Annotated in this window: 22 protein-coding genes; 11 read left to right on the top strand and 11 right to left on the bottom strand. The window is 58.2% G+C overall.

What is annotated here, in order from left to right; translation table 11 throughout:
* Nucleotides 1-110 precede the first annotated feature (110 nt).
* Nucleotides 111-1295 carry a C17 cyclopropane fatty acid synthase CfaB gene (gene cfaB / locus B2Y33_RS02025; RefSeq protein ID WP_049695273.1) on the top strand — a complete coding sequence of 395 codons (1185 nt, stop codon included), beginning with the start codon at nucleotides 111-113 and terminating at the stop codon, nucleotides 1293-1295.
* Nucleotides 1296-1361: 66 nt separating this feature from the next.
* Here cfaB and cls read toward each other — a convergent pair whose 3' ends face one another.
* Complete coding sequence (gene cls / locus B2Y33_RS02020) at nucleotides 1362-2801, bottom strand: cardiolipin synthase (RefSeq protein ID WP_206405081.1); 1440 nt, start codon at nucleotides 2799-2801, stop codon at nucleotides 1362-1364.
* A 130-nt stretch (nucleotides 2802-2931) separates the two neighbouring features.
* On the opposite strand from cls, the gene B2Y33_RS02015 reads away from it, so the two are divergent.
* The gene (locus tag B2Y33_RS02015) at nucleotides 2932-3459 is read left to right on the top strand and encodes a DUF3617 domain-containing protein (protein WP_027913319.1); all 528 of its coding nucleotides are present in this window, start codon (nucleotides 2932-2934) and stop codon (nucleotides 3457-3459) included.
* Here the strand turns inward: B2Y33_RS02015 and folE2 are convergent.
* Entirely contained in the window at nucleotides 3443-4354 is a 912-nt protein-coding gene (folE2, locus tag B2Y33_RS02010) for a GTP cyclohydrolase FolE2 (protein WP_206405082.1), read from the bottom strand. The two genes, B2Y33_RS02015 and folE2, sit on opposite strands and share 17 nt — an antisense overlap.
* Nucleotides 4355-4577: 223 nt before the next feature.
* Here folE2 and zigA point away from each other — a divergent pair, with 223 nt between their 5' ends.
* The 3 genes from zigA to B2Y33_RS01995 are packed head-to-tail and all read left to right on the top strand — an operon-like array spanning nucleotide 4578 to nucleotide 7415.
* On the top strand, nucleotides 4578-5786 hold the full coding sequence (zigA, locus tag B2Y33_RS02005; protein ID WP_028686801.1) for a zinc metallochaperone GTPase ZigA: 1209 nt from the start codon (nucleotides 4578-4580) through the stop codon (nucleotides 5784-5786).
* A gap of 53 nt (nucleotides 5787-5839) precedes the next feature.
* The gene (locus tag B2Y33_RS02000) at nucleotides 5840-6403 is read left to right on the top strand and encodes a DUF1826 domain-containing protein (RefSeq protein ID WP_111475556.1); all 564 of its coding nucleotides are present in this window, start codon (nucleotides 5840-5842) and stop codon (nucleotides 6401-6403) included.
* A 40-nt stretch (nucleotides 6404-6443) separates the two neighbouring features.
* On the top strand, nucleotides 6444-7415 hold the full coding sequence (locus B2Y33_RS01995; RefSeq protein WP_206405083.1) for a CobW family GTP-binding protein: 972 nt from the start codon (nucleotides 6444-6446) through the stop codon (nucleotides 7413-7415).
* On the opposite strand, the gene B2Y33_RS01990 is transcribed toward B2Y33_RS01995, so the two are convergent.
* The gene (locus B2Y33_RS01990; RefSeq protein WP_023532824.1) at nucleotides 7416-7808 is read right to left on the bottom strand and encodes a DUF3301 domain-containing protein; all 393 of its coding nucleotides are present in this window, start codon (nucleotides 7806-7808) and stop codon (nucleotides 7416-7418) included.
* A gap of 119 nt (nucleotides 7809-7927) precedes the next feature.
* Between B2Y33_RS01990 and pdxY the strand changes: the two genes are divergently transcribed.
* A complete protein-coding gene (gene pdxY / locus B2Y33_RS01985) occupies nucleotides 7928-8800 on the top strand; it encodes a pyridoxal kinase PdxY (protein WP_049695278.1) in 873 nt (290 codons plus the stop codon).
* Here pdxY and B2Y33_RS01980 read toward each other — a convergent pair.
* Nucleotides 8797-9282 (bottom strand): acyl-CoA thioesterase, encoded by a 486-nt coding sequence (locus B2Y33_RS01980; protein WP_023532667.1) that lies wholly within the window; start codon nucleotides 9280-9282, stop codon nucleotides 8797-8799. The genes pdxY and B2Y33_RS01980 overlap by 4 nt on opposite strands.
* Before the next feature lie 330 nt (nucleotides 9283-9612).
* Between B2Y33_RS01980 and B2Y33_RS01975 the strand changes: the two genes are divergently transcribed.
* Nucleotides 9613-11373 (top strand): cation:proton antiporter, encoded by a 1761-nt coding sequence (locus B2Y33_RS01975; protein WP_028686796.1) that lies wholly within the window; start codon nucleotides 9613-9615, stop codon nucleotides 11371-11373.
* A 76-nt stretch (nucleotides 11374-11449) separates the two neighbouring features.
* Here B2Y33_RS01975 and B2Y33_RS01970 read toward each other — a convergent pair whose 3' ends face one another.
* The 5 genes from B2Y33_RS01970 to zwf all read right to left on the bottom strand — a co-directional run bounded on the left by B2Y33_RS01970 (nucleotide 11450) and on the right by zwf (nucleotide 17322).
* Nucleotides 11450-11857 carry an SMI1/KNR4 family protein gene (locus tag B2Y33_RS01970; protein WP_023532298.1) on the bottom strand — a complete coding sequence of 136 codons (408 nt, stop codon included), beginning with the start codon at nucleotides 11855-11857 and terminating at the stop codon, nucleotides 11450-11452.
* A 280-nt stretch (nucleotides 11858-12137) separates the two neighbouring features.
* On the bottom strand, nucleotides 12138-12992 hold the full coding sequence (locus B2Y33_RS01965) for a Tim44 domain-containing protein (RefSeq protein ID WP_027913326.1): 855 nt from the start codon (nucleotides 12990-12992) through the stop codon (nucleotides 12138-12140).
* A 166-nt stretch (nucleotides 12993-13158) separates the two neighbouring features.
* Entirely contained in the window at nucleotides 13159-15345 is a 2187-nt protein-coding gene (gene uvrD / locus B2Y33_RS01960) for a DNA helicase II (protein WP_059183518.1), read from the bottom strand.
* Nucleotides 15346-15482: 137 nt separating this feature from the next.
* Nucleotides 15483-15797, bottom strand: coding sequence for a hypothetical protein (locus B2Y33_RS01955; protein WP_206405084.1), 315 nt, complete (start codon nucleotides 15795-15797; stop codon nucleotides 15483-15485).
* 82 nt (nucleotides 15798-15879) lie between these two features.
* Nucleotides 15880-17322 (bottom strand): glucose-6-phosphate dehydrogenase, encoded by a 1443-nt coding sequence (zwf, locus tag B2Y33_RS01950; RefSeq protein WP_027913329.1) that lies wholly within the window; start codon nucleotides 17320-17322, stop codon nucleotides 15880-15882.
* Between the two features lie 104 nt (nucleotides 17323-17426).
* Here zwf and hexR point away from each other — a divergent pair, with 104 nt between their 5' ends.
* Both hexR and B2Y33_RS01940 read left to right on the top strand, forming a co-directional pair.
* Entirely contained in the window at nucleotides 17427-18293 is an 867-nt protein-coding gene (gene hexR, locus B2Y33_RS01945) for a transcriptional regulator HexR (RefSeq protein ID WP_023532857.1), read from the top strand.
* Nucleotides 18294-18415: 122 nt separating this feature from the next.
* Nucleotides 18416-18634, top strand: a complete 219-nt coding sequence (locus B2Y33_RS01940; RefSeq protein WP_080992801.1) for a PA3496 family putative envelope integrity protein — start codon at nucleotides 18416-18418, stop codon at nucleotides 18632-18634.
* Here the strand turns inward: B2Y33_RS01940 and B2Y33_RS01935 are convergent.
* Entirely contained in the window at nucleotides 18576-19538 is a 963-nt protein-coding gene (locus B2Y33_RS01935; RefSeq protein ID WP_027913330.1) for a LysR family transcriptional regulator, read from the bottom strand. The two genes, B2Y33_RS01940 and B2Y33_RS01935, sit on opposite strands and share 59 nt — an antisense overlap.
* A gap of 190 nt (nucleotides 19539-19728) precedes the next feature.
* Between B2Y33_RS01935 and B2Y33_RS01930 the strand changes: the two genes are divergently transcribed.
* Nucleotides 19729-21144 (top strand): acetyl-CoA carboxylase biotin carboxylase subunit, encoded by a 1416-nt coding sequence (locus B2Y33_RS01930; RefSeq protein ID WP_027913331.1) that lies wholly within the window; start codon nucleotides 19729-19731, stop codon nucleotides 21142-21144.
* A 97-nt stretch (nucleotides 21145-21241) separates the two neighbouring features.
* The gene (oadA, locus tag B2Y33_RS01925) at nucleotides 21242-23050 is read left to right on the top strand and encodes a sodium-extruding oxaloacetate decarboxylase subunit alpha (RefSeq protein ID WP_027913332.1); all 1809 of its coding nucleotides are present in this window, start codon (nucleotides 21242-21244) and stop codon (nucleotides 23048-23050) included.
* Between the two features lie 71 nt (nucleotides 23051-23121).
* Here the strand turns inward: oadA and B2Y33_RS01920 are convergent, their stop codons facing one another.
* On the bottom strand, nucleotides 23122-23799 hold the full coding sequence (locus B2Y33_RS01920) for a GNAT family N-acetyltransferase (protein ID WP_059183519.1): 678 nt from the start codon (nucleotides 23797-23799) through the stop codon (nucleotides 23122-23124).
* Nucleotides 23800-23802 lie beyond the last annotated feature (3 nt).

The following is a 23802-nucleotide window of genomic DNA, read 5'->3' as shown; positions in this document are numbered from 1 at the left end:
CCTCGGCTTAAACTTTCGTTTTACAGACAGCTCCTACAGATGGTCTACGCTGAACCGGTGGCTTTCGAAATGTCTTGGGTCTTGCCCCGTACATGGGAAGGAAGGGTTTCATGCTTGCTCAGCTTCCGCCGGCTTTGCAGAGTCTACACCTGCCGTTGCGTCTCAAATTGTGGGACGGTAACCATTTCGACTTGGGCCCCAGCCCGCAAGTGACCATCCTGGTCAAGGAGCCTCAGCTCATCTCCCAGCTCACCCATCCAAGCATGGATGAGTTGGGTACTGCTTTCGTGGAAGGCAAGCTCGAACTCGAAGGCGACATCGGTGAGGCCATCCGTGTCTGCGATGAACTCAGCGAAGCACTGCTACCCGATGATAGCGATCATGCTCCCCAGCGCCTGGCGCATGACAAGCGAACCGATGCCGAAGCCATTTCCTACCACTACGATGTGTCCAACGACTTTTACCGGTTATGGCTGGACCAGGACATGGTTTATTCCTGCGCCTATTTCCGTGAGCCGGACAATACGCTGGAACAGGCCCAGCAAGACAAGTTCGATCATCTATGCCGCAAGCTGCGCTTGGCTGCCGGTGACTACTTGTTGGATGTGGGGTGTGGGTGGGGCGGTCTGGCGCGCTTTGCGGCACGTGAATATGGGGCGAACGTGTTGGGCATCACGTTGAGCAAAGAGCAGCTCAAGCTGGGCAGGGACCGGGTGGAGGCCGAGGGCCTGTCCGACAGCGTAGACCTGCAGATTCTTGATTACCGTGACCTGCCACAAGACGGGCGCTTCGATAAGGTCGTCAGCGTGGGCATGTTCGAGCATGTGGGTCATGCCAATCTACCGTTGTATTGCAAGACGCTGTTCGGCGCAGTGCGCGAAGGCGGCCTCGTCATGAACCATGGCATCACGGCCAAGCATGTGGATGGCCGCCCGGTGGGTCGGGGGGCTGGAGAGTTCATTGACCGTTATGTGTTCCCCCACGGCGAGCTGCCCCACTTGTCGATGATCAGCGCCGCTGTCTGTGAGGCAGGGTTGGAAGTGGTGGATGTGGAAAGCTTGCGCATGCATTACGCCAAGACCCTGCATCACTGGAGCGAGAACCTGGAAAACCAACTGCACAATGCAGCTGCGCTGGTCCCTGAAAAAACATTGCGTATCTGGCGCCTTTATTTGGCAGGTTGCGCGTACGCGTTCGAGAAAGGCTGGATCAACCTGCATCAGATATTGGCGGTCAAACCCTACGCGGATGGGCACCATGACCTGCCTTGGACGCGTGAGCACCTTTACCGCTAGCGCTTACCAAAGGTGTGCCAAGCGTGACCGACCTCACTTCAACAGTGAGGTCGTCCTTGGCGCGCCTTACAATACCGGTGAAATCAACCTTGCGATGCGCATGCCCACTTGTTGTAACCGATGGGTGGCCTCTGTTTCCTCGACCGTAATCTCCCGCGCGTTGGCAAAGTCTTTGTTGAGCATGCGTTCGACCGTATCGGCGAATGCCTTGTCGATGGTGAGCAACGTGATCTCGAAGTTGAGACGGAACGATCGATTATCCAGATTGGCGCTGCCGACAGCACTTATGTCGTCATCCACCAACACGACCTTCTGGTGCAGGAACCCAGGTTGATAACGGAACATGCGAACACCGGCGCGCACCGCTTCGAATGCGAACAGGCTGGAGGCGGCGTATACGATCTTGTGGTCCGGGCGAGACGGGATCAGGACACGCACATCTACACCGCGTAGTACCGCCAAACGCAGGGCGGCGAATACCGCTTCATCGGGTACGAAATACGGGCTGGTTATCCAGACTCGATGCTTGGCCGAGTGGATTGCTTCCAGAAAGAACAGCGAGCAGGTTTCCTTGGAGTCTGCAGGGCCGCTGGCCAATGCCTGGCACAGCACGCCGTCATCGGGGTAGGTGTCCTGGAGGATCAGGGGAGGCAATTGCCGGGTTACCCAGTACCAGTCTTCAGCGAACGATTCCTGTAGGCACGCTAGCACTGGCCCGCTGATTTGCACGTGTGTATCTCGCCAGGGTGAAAGCTTGGGGTTGGCCCCCAGGTACTCGTCGCCGACATTGTGACCACCTACAAAGCCGACCAACCCATCTACCACGACGATCTTGCGGTGATTGCGGAAGTTGACTTGAAGACGATTGAACAGGCCCCGACGGGTAGCGAATGCATGTATCTGCACACCTCCCGCACGAAGCTGCTGGCTGTAGTGGCGGGGCAGGGAATGGCTGCCGACACCGTCATACAATACAAACACCTGAACGCCTTCGGCCGCCTTGCGCACCAGCAACTGTTGTAATGCTCGCCCAAGGTCATCGTCATGGATGATGAAAAACTGCACCAGTACGACGCGTGTCGCTTTATCGATGGCTTCGAAAACCGCCTCGAACGTGCGCTTGCCGTCAATCAACAGCTCGACCTGATTGTTGGCCAGACATGGCATTCGACCGAGTTTGGGCATGGCGCGCAAAGCGGCGTAGCTGTCCGATGCGCGCGCGGCCAGCGCTTCTTCGACCCATGGGCGCCAATTCAAACTGGCCATGGCGACATGCATTTCCTGATTGGCTTGGCGCCTGGCCTTGATGTAGGCATTGAAAGAGCGCGCACCGAATATCAGGTAAGGGATAAGCGTCAGGTAGGGAATGAAAAAAAGTGGCATTGCCCAGGCAATGGCGCCTTGAGCAGTACGGACTGTGAACAACGCATGCAGCGCGGCGATAATACCCAGCAGATGAATCACGCCGAGTAGGTAGCCAAAAAAAAGGGGGCTGTGGTAATCCATATGCATCCTGCTCGTTGAATACACCTTAGGTAACAGAACACGAACGTGGTTCGCCTGCAACAAGCGGTTCGTTTCAACGTCTAACCCAAACATCGTCGGGATGACCGACATTTCCAGGAGTGTGATTTCCATGAAAATTCGTATGCCGTTGCTGGCGCTGGCCTTGTGCGCAGGCAGCGTCACAGCCCAGGCCCAGATGCTTCAACCCGGCTTGTGGGAGCTGACCACCAGCAATATGCAGGTCGACGGTAAGCCGCTACCTGATATGGATTTCATGCTCAGCCAGTTGAAGAACCTACCGCCCGATCAACGGGCGATGATGGAAGGCATGCTTGCCAAGCAAGGTGTCACTGTAGGTGGTAAAGGGGTGCGCTCCTGCCTCACCCCTCAGCAGGTGGCAACCAACGACATTCCGCTGCAGGATCCAAAGTCCGGCTGCACTCAGAAGATCACTGACCGCACCGGTAACGTTTGGAAGTTTCAATTCAGCTGCCCCAAAGCCCAGGGTAATGGCCAGGCCACCTTCCTGAGTGACAAGGAGTTCACCACCCAAGTGAGTGGCACGTTCAATGCGTCCGGTGTTCAGCAGCAGGGCAGCATGAACACACGTGCGGTATGGCTGGGCAATGATTGCGGTACGGTCAAGCCTCGGACGTGATGTTCCACTGCCACTGGCCAGTTGCTACGGCGTCGTGGGCATGCAGACTTTCAGCATGTTCCACGCGCGTCTTGAACCCTTTAATCCATTCGATAGTGCTTAGCGCTTGATACAAGCGTCTCGCTGCGTCCTCGCAAAACATCAGGTTCTGTCCGTTCGCCAACGCAAATGCTTGTTCATCGGCGCGCTTTACCGCAGTTTGTACCGCGGTGCCCAAGGCTTGCTCGGCCGCATCTATGACCTCGGTTATGGGAAGCTCAGGATGATTATCCTCAAGCCTAACGCTTATCTTTGCCATGCTCCTCTGGCTATGAGGCGTTGCTACGATGCCCTCCGAAGTCCCCAACCATGCCAATACCTCTTCGCTGTCCAAAGTTCCTGAGCCGAATCGAGCGTGGAACCGTTGCTGGATAAGCTGTCGAGCGAGCGCTGCCGAGCATGGGCATGTAGACGAATAAGGCACTAAAACAGATAGTTCCACGTGGAACATTTCACGTTCGATCCGTGCATCGATCTCGACGTCATAGCTTTTCCACCCAGCTAGAGGGCTAACCAGGGCAGGCCGCCTGAGTAAGTGTTGGAAGCTCAGGCGCACATATGCCGCAGATGATTGCCCAGCATGGCTGCTGAGAAAATTCGCCAAAAGGCGACGTAGCGATAGCGGGCGCAGCGGCTCATGCTCAAGATCTTCAAGCGCTAGGTACAGACGCGACATGTGTATGCCGCGTGATCTGCCATCAACCAGATTCACGCCAGCATCTACTGTAGCCGCTACCTGACGACCTCCAATCTGCATTGGCATGGCTATCCCACACATCCCTACCCAGTCCAACGGTGTGGTGGAATTCAAGTGCTGTGCAGCGACGTCAGGAAGCTGGGGGTGGAATTGGGACATGGGATTTCCAAGGCTATGCGTGTATGTGGAACATTGCGTCCACTGCTGATGGGTCATGTGAGGTAACGGCGGAGCCGTTAGCACTGCGCTGTGAAATGAGCTGGTTAATTTCCAGTCCATTGCACCGAGCATTCGTCAGGAACCGCTTGGCTAAATTGTATTGTTACTTTATAACATTATGCAATGCATCGTTTCGAATGCGCCTGTGTGATGAGGTTTTGCCATGTCCAATCGTCTTCCTGTCACTGTGCTCTCCGGTTTTCTGGGCGCAGGCAAAAGCACGCTTCTCAACCATGTGCTGCGCAATCGCGAGGCGCTTCGTGTCGCGGTTATCGTCAATGACATGAGTGAGATCAACATTGACGCCAGCGAAGTTCAGCGCAATGTCACCCTTAACCGCGCCGAAGAAAAGCTGGTGGAAATGAGCAATGGCTGCATCTGCTGCACGTTGCGTGAAGATCTGCTTGAAGAGGTTGCACGGCTGGCCGAGGCGGGGCGCTTCGATTACCTGCTGATTGAATCGACCGGTATCTCAGAGCCGTTGCCTGTGGCTGAAACCTTTACCTTTCGTGATGAGCAAGGCCGCAGCCTGTCGGATCTGGCGCGTCTCGACACCATGGTCACCGTGGTGGATGCCTTGAATTTCATGCGGGATTACCAAGCCGCAGAGAGCCTGGAAAGCAGTGGCCAGACATTGGGGGATGACGATGAACGTTCGATCAGCGACTTGCTGATCGAGCAGGTAGAGTTCGCTGACGTGTTGCTGTTGAGCAAAATCGATCTGGTCAGTCAGGCCGAGCGGGAGGAGCTTTCAGCTATCCTCCGGAGCCTGAACCGCCGAGCCCAGATCATTCCCATGGTCATGGGTCAGGTTCCCCTTGCCAGGATTCTGGACACTGGCTTGTTCGACTTCGACCAGGCGGCGCAAGCGCCTGGCTGGCTGAAGGAGCTGCGCGGTGAACATACACCGGAAACAGAAGAATATGGCATCCAAGCCACTACCTGGACCGCACGCCGGCCTTTTCATCCGCAGCGGTTCCATGACTTTGTACACACACCCTGGAGTAATGGCCGGTTACTGCGCTCCAAAGGGTTCTTCTGGTTGGCGAGCAAATATAAAGAAGCGGGCAGTTGGTCCCAGGCAGGCGGCATGATGCGCCATGGGCTGGCGGGTCGTTGGTGGTGTTTCGTTCCCCGTGAACAGTGGCCTGAGGATGTGGATAACGTTGCTGCCATTCTTGAACATTGGTTACCGGATACTGGCGACTGCCGGCAGGAATTGGTGTTCATAGGGCAAAATATGGACGTGGCGAAATTATCCACAGCCCTTGATCAGTGCCTGTTGACGGATGAAGAAATGGCACTCGAGCCCATGGGTTGGCTGCGTTTTCCTGACCCATTCGGCCCCTGGGACGAACAGGTGGCAGCGTGAGTACGTCAGTGGCTGTGGATATCCGCCAGGTGTTTGGACACACGCCTCAATCAATGGCAGAAGTCCTGCAAGAGGGTGTCAACCTCGCAGTCTGGCAGCGGCAACTTCCACCTCAGCTGCAAGACTTTTCAGAGGTTGTGGCGGGGCTTGGAGGATCGATAACAGACCAGCGTGTGATCGAGGTCGACGAGCATCAGGTCCCAGTGATTGAGGGGCTGCTGTACGAGGCTGTGGATATCCACGGCTATGACGCTTTCGTCGCGGATGTCACGTGGTTGGTTTCGGCTTATAGCTGTTTGCTTGGAGCGCATCGCGTAGGTTTGCGCATACGTGCACTGACCAGTCCGATGTGCCCACGCTTTCATGTGGATAACGTTCCACTGAGGCTAATTACCACTTACGCGGGTCCGGGGAGTGAATATCTACCGGAGCAGGCAGTAGCGCGAGTTGCGTTGTCCACAGGCAATGCTGCTGTGGATAAGGTGATGCGACTGAATACAGGTGACGTTGCCTTGTTCAAGGGCGAGCGCTGGGAGGGCAATGAAGGCGCAGGCGTCGTACATCGTTCCCCGTCAGGTCCACCGCGACTGTTGCTTACGCTTGACTGGCTAGCCTGACAGCGCATAGTTGAGCAAACCGCCTGCTTGAAGAACCATCATGCTTCGCAATATTCCCACCCATGTCATTGCTGGCCCGCTGGGGGCCGGCAAAACGACGGTGATTCATCACCTGCTACAGCAAAAGCCTGACCACGAACGCTGGGCCGTATTGGTCAATGAATTCGGGGCAGTAGGGCTGGATGCGGCACTTTTGTCCACAAGACAGAACGGCATCTCGATCGCCGAAGTAGCAGGAGGCTGCCTGTGCTGCGTCAATGGGGTTCCGTTCCAGGTAGGGCTGGGTAGGCTTCTGCGCCAGTGCAAGCCGCACAGACTGTTCATAGAGCCCTCCGGGCTGGGCCATCCTCTTCAATTGCTTGATCAATTGGCCCAAGCGCCTTGGACTAATGTGCTGACAACTCAGCCGTTGATAGTCGTCACCACACCCGCATCTCTGCGCAGTGGCAGGCCGTTACCGACGGCTCAATCAGCCGCGTTGGAAGCCTGTGAAACCCTGGTTATCAATAAGTCGGAGTCTGTGGATAAAGATTTCAAGCTGTTGATAAATAAAGAATTCCCAGGGAAAAGGCTGATATGGACGACGCAAGGTCAGCTTCCTTTCAATAGTCTGCCTGTCTATCAAAACAAGATTGTTGACAGCCCTGATAGCGATATCGGGATTGTCGACAATCCACCGAATGCCATGCGTGCTCTTTGGGCGGACCGGCGCGAGCCGATACGCCAGGTAGTTCAAGGAGAGGATGGGTGGAGCATAGGCTGGCGCTGGCACCCCCAGCAGCGCTTTTATCCACAGGCCATAGATGAGCTATTGAAGTCGCTGAAGTGGAGGCGTGCCAAGGGTGTTATCCACACAGCACAAGGCAGATGCTCGTTCAATGCACTCGAAGGCAAGTTGGCGCCCTGGCAGCCCAGTGAATGGATAGCCGACAGTCGCCTGGAATTGATTTTCGAGAGGCCTCAGCCTGTGGACGAGTTGGAAGCCCGCTTGCAGAGCTGCCTCATGCCTTGATCAGTTGTGCCAACGGTCATGTTGCTGGCGCCACTGCTGCATTTCGATCACATTGTCCGCCCGCGGGGGCGTCTTGATTTCGAAGGGGTAGGGTGCCAGCTCTATCTGCATGCTGTGCGCGCCGAACTGAGTCACGGTACCAGGGTGACGTTGCTCCCCTGTCACGGTAAATTCGAAGCCATAGAGACGTGCCAGGCGCTTGCGACCCTTGGCATCACGCACGAAGGCAATACGTTTGAGCGCGACGGCGTCATCGAGCAACTGAAGGTCAAGCTTTGCGCAATGCTGTTTGACCCTTTCCAAGGCCTTCTCGCGCAGACCGTGGTTGTGCCACAGCCAAGCGCCTGCCGTGGCCATCACCATCAGGACTAACAGGTTCTCCAGGGTCAACATGTGCGTAGGCTCCAAACCGATCGATTCAGCTTAACTGCGTCCCTGGCCTGTCGTACAGGTGGCAATCACGTTCATACTGCGCGTTGCATGATTCTTGAACAGCTTTGGAAATGACTCGCATGAAACGTACCCCGCACCTGCTCGCCATCCAGTCCCATGTGGTGTTCGGCCACGCCGGCAACAGCGCTGCGGTATTCCCCATGCAGCGTATCGGCATCAATGTGTGGCCGCTCAACACGGTGCAGTTCTCCAATCACACTCAGTATGGCCAGTGGAGCGGAGACGTGCTTGCTCCAACGCAAATTCCAGCGTTGGTGGAAGGCATTTCCAACATCGGTGAGCTGGGGGAGTGTGATGCCGTGCTCTCGGGCTACCTCGGCAGTGCCGAGCAGGGGCGCGCGATTCTGGAAGGCGTGGCGCGAATAAAGGCCGTCAACCCGAGGGCGTTGTACCTGTGCGATCCAGTCATGGGCCATCCTGAAAAGGGGTGCATCGTATCGCCACAGGTTAGCCAGTTTTTGCTGGAACAAGCGGTCACAAAGGCTGACATCCTGTGCCCTAACCAGCTGGAGCTGGACAGCTTCTGTGGCCGGCGCGCGGCATCACTGGAGGATTGCGTAGGCATGGCTCGCAGTCTTCTGCTCAAAGGGCCCAAGGTTGTGCTGGTCAAGCACCTGGCTTACCCGGGGCGCGCAGAGGACCAGTTCGAGATGCTGTTGGTGACGGCCGAACACAGCTGGCATTTGCGCCGCCCGCTGCTGGCCTTCCCCAAGCAACCGGTAGGCGTGGGTGACCTGACTTCCGGTTTGTTCATGGCGCGGGTGCTGCTTGGCGACAGCTGGGAACAGGCATTCGAGTTTGCAGCCTCCGCCGTACATGAAGTACTGCTGGAAACTCAGGCCTGCGCCAGTTACGAGCTGCAGCTGATACGTGCCCAGGACCGCATCGCCCACCCGCGCGTACGTTTTGAAGCGAGGTTGTTGAACGCCTAGACGCCGTCGGTTTTCAGGTTCTGATAGCGCTTTTCCAGTTCCTGGCGAATCTGCCGTCGCTGCTGGCCTTGCAGGAATCGGCGTTTCTCTTCGCTACTCTGCGGTTGACGCGGGGGAACCGAAACTGGCCGTCGATTATCGTCCACGGCCACCATGGTGAAAAAGCAGCTGTTGGAATGGCGCACCGAGCGTTCACGGATGTTCTCGGTAACGACCTTGATACCGACCTCCATGGAAGTATTGCCGGTGTAGTTCACCGACGCCAGGAAAGTGACCAGCTCGCCTACATGCACCGGCTCGCGAAAGATGACCTGGTCGACTGACAGCGTGACTACATAGGAGCCTGCATAGCGGCTGGCACACGCATACGCGACTTCGTCGAGGTACTTGAGCAGCGTTCCGCCATGTACGTTGCCAGAGAAATTCGCCATGTCGGGTGTCATCAAGACGGTCATGCTCAGCTGGGCGTTTCCAGGTTCCATAAAATGCTCACGGTAAGAGTGTGCGCAATCGCGCCAAAGGCTAGCAGGCGCTCTGTTCTGTTGAAGCGACAGCCTGCGTTTAACGAGACGCTCCCATGCTTTGAAGCGTCACGCTGTTTATGCCAGTGACGGCCTGATAGCAGTCGATCTGTTTCATCATATTGCATCGACAGTTCATGGGAAGGCGCGATGTTAATCTGAGTACGCCCATGCAACATGGGCACGCTTTCAATGAATACAGTGTGTACTCGCTGCTTGCTTGGGCCCGCCTCGGCGCAGGCGCGACCTGCCCGTTAGCACAGCCCAAGACGAGAGAAGGAGAATCACGTCATGCATGCCATCAGCTTCATTCAGGACCTGGCGGTCATCATGCTGGTTGCAGGCGTGGTCACCATTGTTTTTCACCGTCTCAAGCAGCCAGTGGTGCTCGGTTATATCGTCGCCGGTTTCATCATAGGCCCCCACACGCCCCCCTTCGGCCTGATTCACGACGAAGACACCATCAAAACGCTCGCCGAGCTTGGCGTGATTTTCCTGATGTTTTGCCTGGGCCTCGAGTTCAGCCTGCGCAAGCTGTTCAAAGTTGGCGCCACGGCCTTCATAGCAGCTTTTCTGGAAATCGTATTGATGATCTGGATCGGCTTCGAGATTGGGCGTTGGTTCGGCTGGAACACCATGGACTCCTTGTTCCTGGGCGCCATTCTCGCCATTTCCTCGACCACGATCATCGTCAAGGCCCTCAATGACCTGAAGATGAAGAACGAACGGTTTGCACAGCTGATATTCGGTGTGTTGATTGTCGAAGACATCCTGGGTATCGGCATCATCGCACTGCTGTCGGGTATCGCCGTCAGCGGCACCGTCAGTTCGGGGGAGGTCTTTTCAACCGTCGGCAAGCTGTCCTTGTTCATGATCGTTGCCTTGGTGATCGGCATTCTTCTGGTACCGCGCGTACTGGCTTATGTGGCCAAGTTCGAAAGTAACGAGATGCTGCTCATCACGGTGCTGGGTCTGTGCTTCGGATTCTGTCTGCTGGTCGTGAAACTCGAATACAGCATGGTCCTGGGGGCTTTCCTGATTGGTGCCATCATGGCCGAGTCGCGGCAGTTGTTGAAAATCGAGCGTCTGATCGAACCTGTCAGGGATTTGTTCAGCGCCATATTCTTCGTCGCAATTGGCTTGATGATCGATCCGCAGGTATTGGTCGACTACGCTTGGCCGATTGTGGTCATTACCTTGGCCGTTGTACTGGGCAAGATGCTGTCCTGTGGCATGGGCGCTTTCATCGCGGGAAACGACGGGCGCACCTCGTTGCGGGTGGGTATGGGCCTGTCTCAGATCGGCGAGTTTTCATTCATCATTGCGGCCTTAGGGATGACCCTGCAGGTCACCAGCGACTTCCTCTACCCGGTGGCGGTCGCCGTCTCGGCCATTACCACGCTACTGACACCGTATCTGATTCGTGCCGCTGATCCGCTGTCGATAAAACTGGGTAACGTAGTGCCTGGGCGGCTGGCTCGCGTGCTGTCCTTGTATGGGGAGTGGCTGCGCAACATCCAGCCTCAGGGCCAGAGTGCCCTGGTGGCGGCGATGATACGGCGCATATTGTTGCAGGTCGGCGTGAACCTGGCGTTGGTCATCGCCATATTCTTCAGCGGCGGTTACTTCGCAGGGCGGCTTGGCACTTGGCTCAGCCAGTGGATCAGCGATGTGAGCCAGCAGAAGGCGGTGATCTGGGGGGCTGCATTACTGCTTTCGCTACCTTTTCTGATCGCGGCTTACCGCAAACTCAAAGCGCTATCGATGCTGCTGGCCGAAATGGGCGTCAAGCCTGAAATGGCTGGGCGCCATACTCAGCGCGTACGGCGCGTGATTGCTGAAGTCATTCCGCTGATTTCGCTGCTGGTGATCTTTTTGCTGCTGTCGGCGTTGTCGGCGAGCATTCTACCCACCAACGAGCTATTGCTGATCATTGCCATCGTGGCAGCGGTGGTGGTCGCTTTGTTATGGCGTTGGTTCATCCGGGTGCATACACGCATGCAGATTGCGTTACTCGAAACGCTGGAGAACAATCGGGACAACGGCCACTGACCCCAGTGGCGTCTGCTGCAGACGGGCCGTAATCACGGCCCGCAAGGTCCTTCGACCGAGGTGGGGGTGAGGCTGATCAGCTCTCTAACCACACGTCCCGTGCCCAATGCCAAACCGATTCCCAGCTGTCCTCACCGACGAGTTCCTCATCGGCATCCCACAGCACCACGGTGCCATCTTCCTCGACGCAATAGTAATTGTCGCCATCCTGGCACAGCGGAATCAGTTCCCGAGGCACCCCGGCGTCCCAGGCATTTGCAGCAACGTCCGGGAGGTAGGTGTGTGACTGAGGGTCAGTCACCGTGACAGGTTCCAGCGAGCCATAGACCACATCGCTGACGTTCAGCAGGAACTCCTTGAACACGAACGGAATGTTGATGAACAGCTGCTCTTCGATTTCAACCAACTGATCCTCGTCTGGAAGCTCAAGGGGGACCGGTACTGGCTCGTTGGCTTCACGGAGTTGTTCAATCACTTCTTCCACGATTCACTTCCTCTGACCTAGATGACAACGCTGCGGGTTATACCCTAGTAGTGCGCTATGGCAAAAGCAAAAACCCCGGTAGGCCCGGAATGCTGTTCACTTGAAATGGTTGGGGCCGCTTTACGGCCCATCGCGGCACAAGGCCGCTCCTACATTGACCGCGTGGCACCCGAATTGACGGCATCACGAGACCTTACAGGAGCGGCCTTTTGCCGCGATGGGCTGCAGAGCAGCCCCAAAAGTAATAGCTTACGGATACGCCCGTGGTTTTTGGACCGGATTAACCGTTTTGACGGATACCCGCGACCAGCCAAGGCTGGTTCTCGCCCTTGGCACGTACCATGTGCCAGCTTTCGCTGAACTGTTCACCTTGGTCGAAGCGCGAGTTCTTCGATACGCCGCGGAAGGTGAGAGTAGCGTCAGTACGGTCGTCACGCTCATCGACGCCGTCCAGCTGTACATCGAGGTTGTCGATGTAGGTGGACTGGAAGCCATCACCCAGCTCGGCACGCTCGCGCTTGAGGAACTCGAGCATCTGCGGGGTCACGAACTCGGCGATCTTGTCCATTTCATTGGCGTCCCAGTGCTGCTGCAGCGACTGGAAGTGATTGCGGGCAGCTGCCAGGAAGCTTTGTTCATTGAACCAGGCTGGCGCGTTGATGACAGGCGATGGCGCTGCCGCCGGCGCAGTCGAACCGCCGAAAATGTTTGGCTGTGCAGGCTGACCCTGTGCTTCACGCTGCATGGGGGCATTGCCAGGCATGGCCATGTGTGGCTGCTGCTGACGTCGCCGTGCGGCGATGAAGCGGAACACCAGGAAGGCGATGAGCGCGATGATCAGGAAGTCCATGATCTGGAAGCCTTCGAAGCCGTCACCCATGAACATGGATGCCAGCAGACCACCGGCGGCCAAGCCCGCCAGAGGGCCCAACCAGCGCGAAGCACCGCTGGCGGCGGCCGGTGCGCGGCCAGGAGCGGTCGGCGCGGCGGCAGGCGTGTTCGGCGTAGCTTGACGGGTCTGGTGAATGGGCGCGGAGCCAGCGCTCTTGCCGCCGCCGAATCGCTTGGCGTTGGCGTCCAGGCTCAGCGTCAGGCCGACGCAGAGCGCCAGTGCGATGCTAAGAAAACGTTGCATAAATGGGATATCCCCTGTTGTGGATTGCACGCGCGTCATGGTGCACATGTTCCAAGGCATATGACCAGCGACATAATGTTTCGAGCTTTTGCTTGGTATGACCTATTTGAGCAAGCAACGGCGCAGGCGTTCAAACCTGGGTGCGCCCCTGGGCCGATGCTTGCCTTCAGATGGCTTCAAGCTTGGCGTAGCCCATCATCAACCACTTGCTGCCTTCGGCAAAATTGACCTGTACACGTGCCTGGGCCCCGGAGCCTTCGAAATTCAGGATGACCCCTTCACCGAAAACGGAATGCTGTACACGCTGGCCAAGGCTGAATGCGGTTTCGGGAATATCCGCATTGGCAAACAGGTGGCTGTTGAGGGCGGTCTTCGGGGTGCCGAACGGGCGGCTGACGCTGTTCGACAGACGTACCTCCTGCACCAGACCAGCAGGAATCTCGCGTACGAAGCGAGATACCTTGTTGTAGGTTTCACTACCGTACAGCCGTCTTGTCTCGGCATAGGTCATGACCAGCTGACGCATGGCGCGGGTGATGCCCACGTAGGCCAGGCGACGTTCTTCTTCAAGACGACCTGGCTCCTCCAGGCTCATCTTGTGCGGGAACAGGCCTTCCTCCATGCCCACCAGGAACACGTAGGGGAACTCCAGGCCTTTGGCACTGTGCAAGGTCATCAGCTGCACACTGTCCTCGTGCTCGTCAGCCTGCGTATCGCCGGCTTCTAGCGAAGCGTGACCCAGGAAGGCGGACAGTGGGGAGAGGTCGGCGTCTTCTTCGGTCGATTCGAAGTTGCGCGCTGCGCTAACCAGTTCCTCAAGGTTTTCCACCCGTGCCTGACCCTTTTCACCTTTTTCTTCCTGGTGATAGATGATCAGCCCGGATTGTTCGAGGGTGGTTTGCGTCATGGTATGCAGCGGCATGTCTTCGACTTTGGCTGCAAGCCCGTCGATCAGCTCGATGAATGCACCCAGGGCGCTGGCAGCCCGGCCCTTGAGCGCCTTTGCTGCGATCAGCTGGCACATCGCCTGCCACATCGATACCTGGCTGTGACGTGCATGCTCGCGAATGGCCTCGACGGTTTTCTCGCCAATACCGCGTGGCGGCACGTTGATCACGCGCTCCAGCGCGGCATCGTTACCGCGGCCTTCAATCAGTCGCAGGTAGGCCATGGCATTCTTGATCTCTGCCCGCTCGAAGAAGCGCTGGCCACCATAGATGCGGTACGGAATCCGCTCGCGCAGCAAGGCTTCCTCAAGCACCCGCGACTGGGCGTTCGAGCGATACAGAATAGCCATTTCGTCACGCGCGTTGCCTTGCTTGATCAGGCTTTCAATGGTCTCGACCACATAACGCGCTTCGTCATGTTCGTTGTAGGCGGCGTACAGCGTAATGGGTTCACCCTCACCCATGTCGGTCCACAATTCCTTGCCTAAACGCCCGCTGTTATTGGCGATCAGGGCGTTGGCAGCCTTGAGGATGCCACCGGTGGAGCGGTAGTTCTGCTCCAGGCGGATCGTCTCGGCATCTGGGAAGTCGGCCGTGTACTGGTGGATGTTCTCGATCTTCGCCCCGCGCCAGCCGTAGATCGACTGATCGTCATCACCCACCGCCATCAGGCTGTCACCACCGCGGGCCAGCAGACGTAGCCAGGCGTACTGCACGGCGTTGGTGTCCTGGAACTCATCGACCAGTACGTGACGGAAGCGGCGCTGGTAGTGGGCCAACAGGCCTGGGTGATCGCGCCACAAATCCAGGGCGCGCAGCAGCAACTCGGAAAAATCGATGACACCCGCGCGCTCGCAGGCCTGCTCATAGGCGGTATAGACGTCGCGCATGGTGGTCAAGAACAGGTCGCCGCCTGGCTGAATGTGCTGCGGGCGCAGGCCTTCGTCTTTCTGGCCGTTGATGAACCATTGAGCCTGGCGTGCCGGCCACTTCTGTTCGTCCAGCCCCAACTCGCGCATCACCCGTTTGACCAGGCGCTGCTGATCGTCGCTGTCCAGAATCTGGAAGTTCTGCACAAGCCCCGCTTCCTGCCAGTGAGCACGCAAGAGCCGATGCGCCAGACCGTGGAATGTCCCCACCCACATTCCTGCAGGGTTGATGCCCAACAGTTGCTCGATCCGGTGGCGCATTTCCGCAGCAGCCTTGTTGGTGAAGGTCACCGACAGGATCGAATGCGGCGATGCCTGCTCCACCTGGATAAGCCAGGCGATGCGGTGCACCAGCACACGTGTTTTACCGGAACCGGCGCCAGCAAGCACCAGTTGACGCCCGACCGTGGCCGCTACAGCCTGGCGTTGGGCGTCATTGAGGGAATTCAGCAGGAGGGAGAGGTCATCTGTGCTCATCTCGACATTCTAGGGGGAGGCCGAGCCAGGGGCAAACACCTACTGTATAAATGTTCACCTTCATCCCCTGCCGTTCATCGCGACCATCGCGCCCGGGTCAAGCCAAGGCTCGATCCTGGGCGTACGGGCCGCCTACATCAGTTGGGCGCTTGAATGTCCTCGATGGCGATCCGCAGGTTGTCACTTCCGTGAATGATTTCCAGCGTCTTGAAACCGCTCGCGCCCTCATGGACGTACTCAACGGTCTTTTCGGTCATCACTGACATGGCGATGACACCGGTGTCTACCAGCTTGAGTTCCAGGACCTCCCAGCCACCTCGGTGGCGTTTGACCGGTTCGACCAGCACTGGTTCGTACGCCGGGCTGGGAACGGTGACGACGCCGTGAACCCTGAAGGACGTTTGGCCGCCAGCGGTTTGGTTGTAAGCAACGAAGTTCTTGAGTGTGCTCATGGGAGCCTCCTTGATGATAAGTAGCGCAAACGCGCATCGCTACTGTCGCTGCTTTCAAGGAAACCTTCGATTGGGCAACGCTTCATGCATGCCAGTGTCTGCCGTGTCGGGCCAGTAGGCTATTGGCCTGCTCCGGGCCACTGCTCCCGGCAGGATACGAGCGCGGGGCCTGGAAATGCTCCTCCCAGCCTTCGATGATGGGGTCAATCCACGCCCAGGCAGCTTCTACTTCATCCCGGCGCATGAACAAGGTCGAATCGCCTTCGAGTACGTCCAGCAGCAAGCGTTCGTAGGCCTCCCAGCGGCGCGTCTGGCTGAAAACCTGGGCCAGGTTCAAGTCCAGATCGACCGGCTCCAGGCGCATGCCCTTGCCTGGGGTCTTGGTCATCATCCGCAGGCTGATCCGCTCGTCTGGCTGCAACTGGATCAGTAGCTGGTTCACCTGACCCCCTTCGAACAGTTCGTGCGGAACGGGTTTGAACTGGAGCACAATTTGCGAAGAACGCCTTGCCATGCGTTTACCTGTACGCAAATAGAACGGCACCCCGGCCCAGCGCCAGTTGTCGATGTGTGCTTCTATGGCGACAAAGGTCTCGGTGTCGCTGTCATTGTCGACGTCTTTTTCGAAGTAGTACGCGCATACCTCCTGACCGCCGATGTGCCCGGCACCGTACTGACCTCGAACGGTTTTCTCCTGAACGTCTTGCCCAGTAATCGGCTGAAGCGCCCGCAGTATTTTCACCTTCTCGTCACGCACTGCCTCCGCCTCGAACTGGGCCGGCGGTTCCATGGCTACCAGGCAGAGCAGCTGGAGCAGATGGTTTTGCAACATGTCGCGCATTGCGCCTGCACGATCGTAGTAGCCGCCACGGTTTTCTACGCCCAGCGTCTCGCCGACACTTATCTGGACGTGATCGACCTGGCCGTTGCGCCAGACGGGTTCGAGCAGTGCGTTGGCGAACCGCAGCGCCATGAGGTTCTGTACGGTTTCCTTGCCCAGGTAATGGTCGATACGAAAAACCTGTCGCTCTTCAAATACCGCTCCGATCGCTTCGTTGATGGCAGTGGCCGACGACAAGGACTGACCGATCGGCTTTTCCAGCACGATACGTGCTTCGCTGTCGGCGAGACCGGCGATGTGCAGATGACTTGCAATGGGAGCGAACAACGAAGGCGCGGTGGCAAGGTAGAAGATCCGCATCAGGCCCCCTGGCTCACCCAGGTAGCGCGCCAGCCGAACGAAATCAGCACTCTGTGTCGCATCCATCGCGAAATAGTCGACCCGTGCACAAAACCGACGCCAGATTTCTTCGTCAAAGTCGCGGCGAGCGATTTGTGCCCGACAATGTCGCTCTGCAAGTTTGAGGTAGTCATCGCGCAGCAGGTGGCGTCTGGCCAGGGCGATTATCCGCACGGCTGGGTCCAGACGGCTTTCGCGAAACAGGTGGTAGAGCGCTGGCAGCAACTTGTGCAGGGCCAGGTCACCCGTGCCACCGAAGACCAGAATGTCGCAAGGAATAGTCAAACCACCACGCTCCACGTTCGTTTAACTGGGCGGGTTGCCGTCCATGTAGTATAACTACAAGAAAGCTACAACCCGGCCAGTCGATCATAACCCGAGTCCAGCCCGTGAATCTGTTGCAACATATCGCCCAATCGCGCCACCTGCTGCGCAAATCGGAACTGAAAGTGGCCGATCATGTGCTGCTGGACCCAGCCGCCGTCATGCACAGCTCGATGGCAGACCTGGCCCACAGTGTCGGCATCAGTGAACCGACCATTGTGCGTTTTTGCAGGGCCATCGGGTGCTCGGGTTTCCAGGACCTGAAGTTGAAACTGGCGCAGAGCCTGGCCGCCGGGGCCAGTTTTGGTCAGTTCGCTATTCATGAAGACGACTCCGTCGCCGATTACAGCCTGAAGATATTCGACACGACCTTGCATACCCTGATGGAGGTACGCGAGCACCTTGACCCACAGGCGCTGCAGCAGGCCGTCAGCGCCATGGCACAGGCGCAGCGTGTGGAGTTCTATGGTTTCGGCGCATCCGGGGCCGTGGCAGCAGATGCCCAGCACAAGTTCTTCCGTTTGCTGCTCAGCGCGGCGGCGTACTCCGACCCGCACATGCAGGCCATGTCTGCGGTGACGCTCAAGCCTGGCGATGTGGCGGTGTGCATTTCGCAATCAGGCCGTTCGAAGGACTTGCTGATCACGGCCAACCTGGTCCGCGAAAGCGGCGCCAATCTGATCACGCTGTGCCCCAGCCAGACCCCGTTGGCCGAACTGTCCACGGTCAACCTGGCCATTGACGTTCACGAAGACACCGAGATCTATACGCCCCTGACCTCGCGCATTGCCCATCTGGTGGTCATCGACGTGCTGGCCATGGGCGTTGCCATGGCGCGCGGGCCAAGCCTGGTCAACCACCTCAAGAGCGTGAAGCGCAGCCTGCGTAGCCTGCGACTGTCGCCCAAGTCGATCAAGGCTCATGACGACTGAGGCCTGCTTCGGTTCTTCGAGTAGAAGCCATCATCGGTCACGACGCTGTCATCATCGCGCCTCCAAACGGTAAAACCGCTGGGTCAGTCTGAGCCTTCCGCATCCTTTCTGGGAATCAGGCAATGGCTCGTGACCACGACGGTATCTACCAACCTAACGCCAAGGCTCGCAAGCAGCAGGAAAAGGACCAGCGACGCATGGCGTATCGCCGCGCCATCGAAAGCTACTGTGACCAACGGCAGCTCCTGCGTGATGTCGCCGATTACCCTGACTTCGAAGGGCTCACTGCCTGGCAGACAGCGGCACCGACTGACCTGAAAATCGCTCGACCAATGCGCTGATCAGTGACCGCTCGCTGCGTATGAACGCCTGAAAGGCGAGTGCGACCGGCGATTGCCGCTTGGCCTTGGATTGAACGACGCACCAGCTGCGGTACAGCGGTAATTCTTCGACGGGCAGTTCGATTAGGTTTCTCGTGGCCAGCTCCATGTTCACGGCATGGCGGGTCAACAACGCGATGCCCAGCCCGGCGATCACGCATTCACGCTGGGCATCGGCCGAGGCCACTTCGAGGGTTTGCGTGAAGTGCACGCGCTTTTCCTTGAAATATTCCTCACAGGCCTTGCGTGTGCCTGAGCCTTGTTCGCGTACCAGCAGCGTGTGGGGCTCGAGGTCCTGCAGGCGCAGCTGCGGCAGCCTGCACAGGGCATGCTCGGGCGGTGCGACGGCGATGATCGGGTTGTTCAGGAACGGCAGGAAGTCCAGCCCCATGTCCTGCGGCACCATGGACATGATGATCAGGTCATCACGGTTATCGGACAGCCGCCTGATGGCCTGTGCCCGGTTGACCACGGTTAAGGTCAAGTTGACCTCCGGATGGCGCTGCTTGAATGCCGCGAACAGATGCGGCACGAAGTACTTGGCGCTGGACTCGATCGCCAGCTTCAACTGCCCTTGCAAAGACCCCTGCATGTCCGACAACTGCATATCCAGGCTTTCCAGACGCCCGAAGATGTCGTGACTGGCGCGTTGCAGCGCTTCGGCGGCTTCCGTGAGGTACAACTTCTTGCCCACGTATTCGAACAACGGCTGGCCAATCAGCTCTTCGAGTTGGCGGATCTGTAGACTAACGGCGGGTTGCGTGAGTGCCATCTCTTCGGCCGCGCGGCTATAGGAGCGAAGGTCACACACCTCATTGAAGATCTGCAACTGGCGCAATGTCATACGCATCAAGGACTTACGCATTTTATTCGTCTCGTCGGCAATACCTTGTAACTTCACTATAAGCTTTTTCTAATACTGCCCCTAACAAATATTGATTTTTGTTTATCGACCTACAGCGCTAGGGTGAATCTGCGACTGGCCAAACAACAACGGGTCACGCGCCGACCGGTAGAACCGTGTCGACTGTTCATACGGCTTTGGGAAGAATCCAGTGATAAAAAAAATCCTGATCGCCAACCGAGGTGAAATTGCAGTTCGGATCGTGCGCGCTTGCGCCGAAATGGGCATCCGCTCGGTAGCGATCTTTTCCGACGCCGACCGGCATGCGCTGCATGTAAAGCGTGCAGACGAGGCTTACAGCATTGGCGCAGAGCCACTGGCCGGTTATTTGAACCCGCGCAAGCTGGTGAACCTGGCCGTGGAAACGGGCTGCGATGCCCTGCACCCTGGCTATGGTTTTCTCTCGGAAAACGCGGAGTTGGCCGAGATCTGCGCCGAGCGCGGGATCAAGTTCATCGGGCCCGCTGCCGACGTCATTCGCCGCATGGGCGACAAGACCGAAGCGCGCCGCACCATGATCGCCGCAGGCGTTCCGGTCACCCCTGGCACAGAGGGTAACGTCGCCGACATTCACGAGGCGCTCAGTGAAGGCGACCGCATTGGTTATCCGGTCATGCTCAAGGCGACGTCGGGCGGTGGCGGCCGTGGTATCCGCCGCTGCAACAGCCGTGAAGAATTGGAGCAGAACTTCCCGCGTGTGATCTCCGAGGCCACCAAGGCATTCGGTTCGGCAGAAGTGTTCCTGGAAAAGTGCATCGTCAACCCCAAGCACATCGAGGCGCAGATTCTCGGCGACAGCTTCGGCAATGTCGTGCACTTGTTCGAGCGCGACTGCTCCATCCAGCGGCGTAACCAGAAGCTCATCGAAATTGCTCCGAGCCCTCAACTCACGCCCGAGCAACGCGCGTACATCGGCGACCTGGCAGTGCGTGCAGCCAAGGCGGTGGACTACGAGAATGCCGGTACCGTGGAGTTTCTGCTGGCCGATGGCGAAGTGTACTTCATGGAAATGAACACACGCGTGCAGGTCGAGCACACCATCACCGAGGAAATCACCGGTATCGATATCGTGCGTGAGCAGATCCGCATCGCATCGGGCCTGCCCCTGTCGGTGAAGCAGGAAGATATCCAGCACCGTGGTTATGCCCTGCAGTTTCGGATCAATGCCGAAGACCCGAAGAACAACTTCCTGCCCAGCTTTGGCAAGATCACCCGTTATTACGCGCCGGGTGGCCCAGGTGTACGTACCGATACCGCCATTTACACCGGCTACACCATTCCACCGTTCTACGACTCGATGTGCCTGAAGCTGGTGGTGTGGGCATTGACGTGGGAAGAGGCCATGGATCGCGGCCTGCGGGCCTTGGATGACATGCGCGTTCAGGGGGTCAAGACCACCGCGGCGTACTACCAGGAAATCCTGCGTAATCCGGAATTTCGTAGCGGTCAGTTCAACACCAGCTTCGTTGAGACCCACCCGGAACTGACCAACTATTCGATCAAGCGCAAACCCGAAGAGCTGGCCCTGGCCATCGCTGCCGCCATCGCCGCCCACGCAGGCATTTGAATACAGCTGCACGCTGCGAACCCAGATTGCCAGCCGGCGCCAACGCGTCTGTGCAGGCCGACTGAGGCGCGAAGCTTGCCGCGACGAGGAGATAACAATGTCCAAGAAGATTCACGTAACCGATACGATCCTGCGCGACGCCCACCAGTCCCTGTTGGCCACCCGCATGCGCACCGAAGACATGCTGCCGATCTGCGAGAAACTCGACAAGGTCGGTTATTGGTCACTGGAAGTCTGGGGTGGCGCCACCTTCGATGCTTGTGTGCGTTTCTTGAAGGAAGACCCGTGGGAGCGCCTGCGCAAGCTGCGTGCAGCACTGCCCAACACGCGCCTGCAAATGCTGCTGCGCGGCCAGAACCTGCTGGGTTACCGTCACTACAGCGACGATGTGGTCAGGGCATTCGTCGCCAAGGCCGCCGTCAATGGCATCGATGTATTCCGCATCTTCGACGCCATGAACGATGTGCGTAACCTGCGTGTGGCCATCGAGGCGGTCAAAGCCTCGGGCAAGCACGCCCAGGGGACCATCGCCTACACCACCAGCCCGGTGCACACCATCGAGGCGTTCGTGAATCAGGCCAGGCAGATGGAGGCCATGGGTTGCGACTCGATCGCCATCAAGGACATGGCCGGCCTGCTCACCCCGTTTGCCACCGGCGAGTTGGTCAAGGCACTGAAAGCCGAGCAGTCGCTGCCGGTCTTCATTCACTCGCACGACACCGCGGGCCTGGCTGCCATGTGTCAGCTCAAGGCTGTGGAAAACGGCGCTGATCATATCGATACCGCCATTTCCAGCTTCGCCTGGGGCACCAGCCATCCGGGTACCGAGTCCATGGTGGCGGCGCTCAAAGGCAGCGAGTTCGATACCGGGCTGGACCTGGAGCTGCTGCAGGAGATCGGCCTGTATTTCTATGCCGTACGCAAGAAATATCACCAGTTCGAAAGCGAGTTCACTGCCGTGGATACCCGCGTGCAGGTCAACCAGGTCCCAGGCGGCATGATTTCCAACCTGGCCAACCAGCTCAAGGAGCAGGGCGCGCTGAACCGCATGAACGAAGTGCTGGCGGAAATCCCGCGTGTGCGTGAAGACCTGGGCTTTCCACCGCTGGTTACCCCCACTTCGCAGATCGTCGGCACCCAGGCATTCTTCAACGTACTGGCCGGTGAGCGCTACAAGACCATCACCAACGAGGTGAAGCTGTACCTGCAAGGCGGTTACGGCAAGGCGCCGGGGGTGGTCAACGAGCAACTGCGTCGGCAAGCGATCGGCAGCGAAGAGGTGATCGATGTACGCCCGGCCGATCTGCTCAAACCGGAGATGACCAAGCTGCGTGCCGACATCGGGGCCCTGGCGCGCTGTGAAGAGGACGTGCTGACGTTCGCCATGTTCCCGGACATTGGCCGCAAGTTCCTGGAAGAGCGCGAGGCCGGCACCCTGGCCCCCGAAGCGCTGCTGCCTATCCCTGAAGCCGGCGCCGTTTCCGCCCCGGGCGGAGAAGGCGTACCGACCGAATTCGTGATCGATGTGCACGGTGAAACCTACCGCGTGGACATCACCGGTGTAGGCGTCAAGGCAGAGGGCAAGCGTCACTTCTACCTGTCGATCGACGGCATGCCGGAAGAGGTGGTGTTCGAGCCGCTCAACGAGTTCGTCAGCGGCGGTAGCAGCAAGCGCAAGCAGGCCAGCGCCCCGGGCCATGTCAGCACCACCATGCCTGGCAACATCGTCGATGTGCTGGTCAAGGAAGGCGATACGGTCAAAGCCGGGCAGGCTGTGCTCATCACCGAGGCGATGAAAATGGAAACCGAAGTGCAGGCGGCTATCGCGGGCAAGGTCGTGGCCATCCACGTGGGCAAGGGCGATCGCGTGACGCCGGGCGAAATCCTGATCGAGATCGAGGGCTGAACCTGATCCCTTGACCATGGGTTAACCTCGGGGGAGCGCAATGCTCCCCTTTTTTATCAGGGTACGTTGCTTCAAGGGCTTGCCAGGCGGCATGCCTCGAGCGTTCGCAACTGACCTGCCGGGCTTTGGTTCTCAGCGCTCAACCAGCGCTCGAAAGCGGCGGCCACCTGCGGCCACTCGTCATCGGTAATCGAATACCAGGCGGTATCCCGGTTGTGATCCTTTACCACCAGATGCTTTCGGAACACGCCTTCGAAAACGAAGCCCAATCGCTCAGCTGCGCGTCTGGAGCGAGCATTGGCGTTGTTGCACTTCCATTCGAGGCGTCGGTTACCGAGCGCAAAGCCAAGTCTTGCCAGCAGATACACCGCCTCGGTGCTCTTGGGCGTTCGCTGCATCGCGGCTCCGAAGGCAACGTGACCAATCTCGATGCGACCATGATCGGGCACGATCGACATCAAGCTGAGCAGCCCTTGCGCCTGGCCCGAGGTGCGATCGATGACGGTGAAGAACAGTGGGTCTGTACCCGCAGCGTTGACTTGCAGCCAACGGTCGAACCCTGCGCGCTCGGCAAATGGGCCATAAGGCAGGTAATCCCACAGCGCTGGATCGGCAGCCGCACCTTGCAGCACCTCCCATAGATCGTCGCCATGCCGTGCAGGCTCGAGTTTTTCCAGGCGAATGAAATGCCCATCGATAGGCTGCGCCGTGGGCGCGCTGGCCGGCTTCCAGTTCAATGTATCGCTCATGCT

It is taken from the genome of Pseudomonas sp. UBA5666 (assembly GCF_002420785.1).
GTDB classification, from domain to species: domain Bacteria; phylum Pseudomonadota; class Gammaproteobacteria; order Pseudomonadales; family Pseudomonadaceae; genus Aquipseudomonas; species Aquipseudomonas fulva.
The sequence above is the reverse complement of the archived record's forward strand: the minus strand, read 5'-3'. Positions and strand labels throughout refer to the sequence as shown.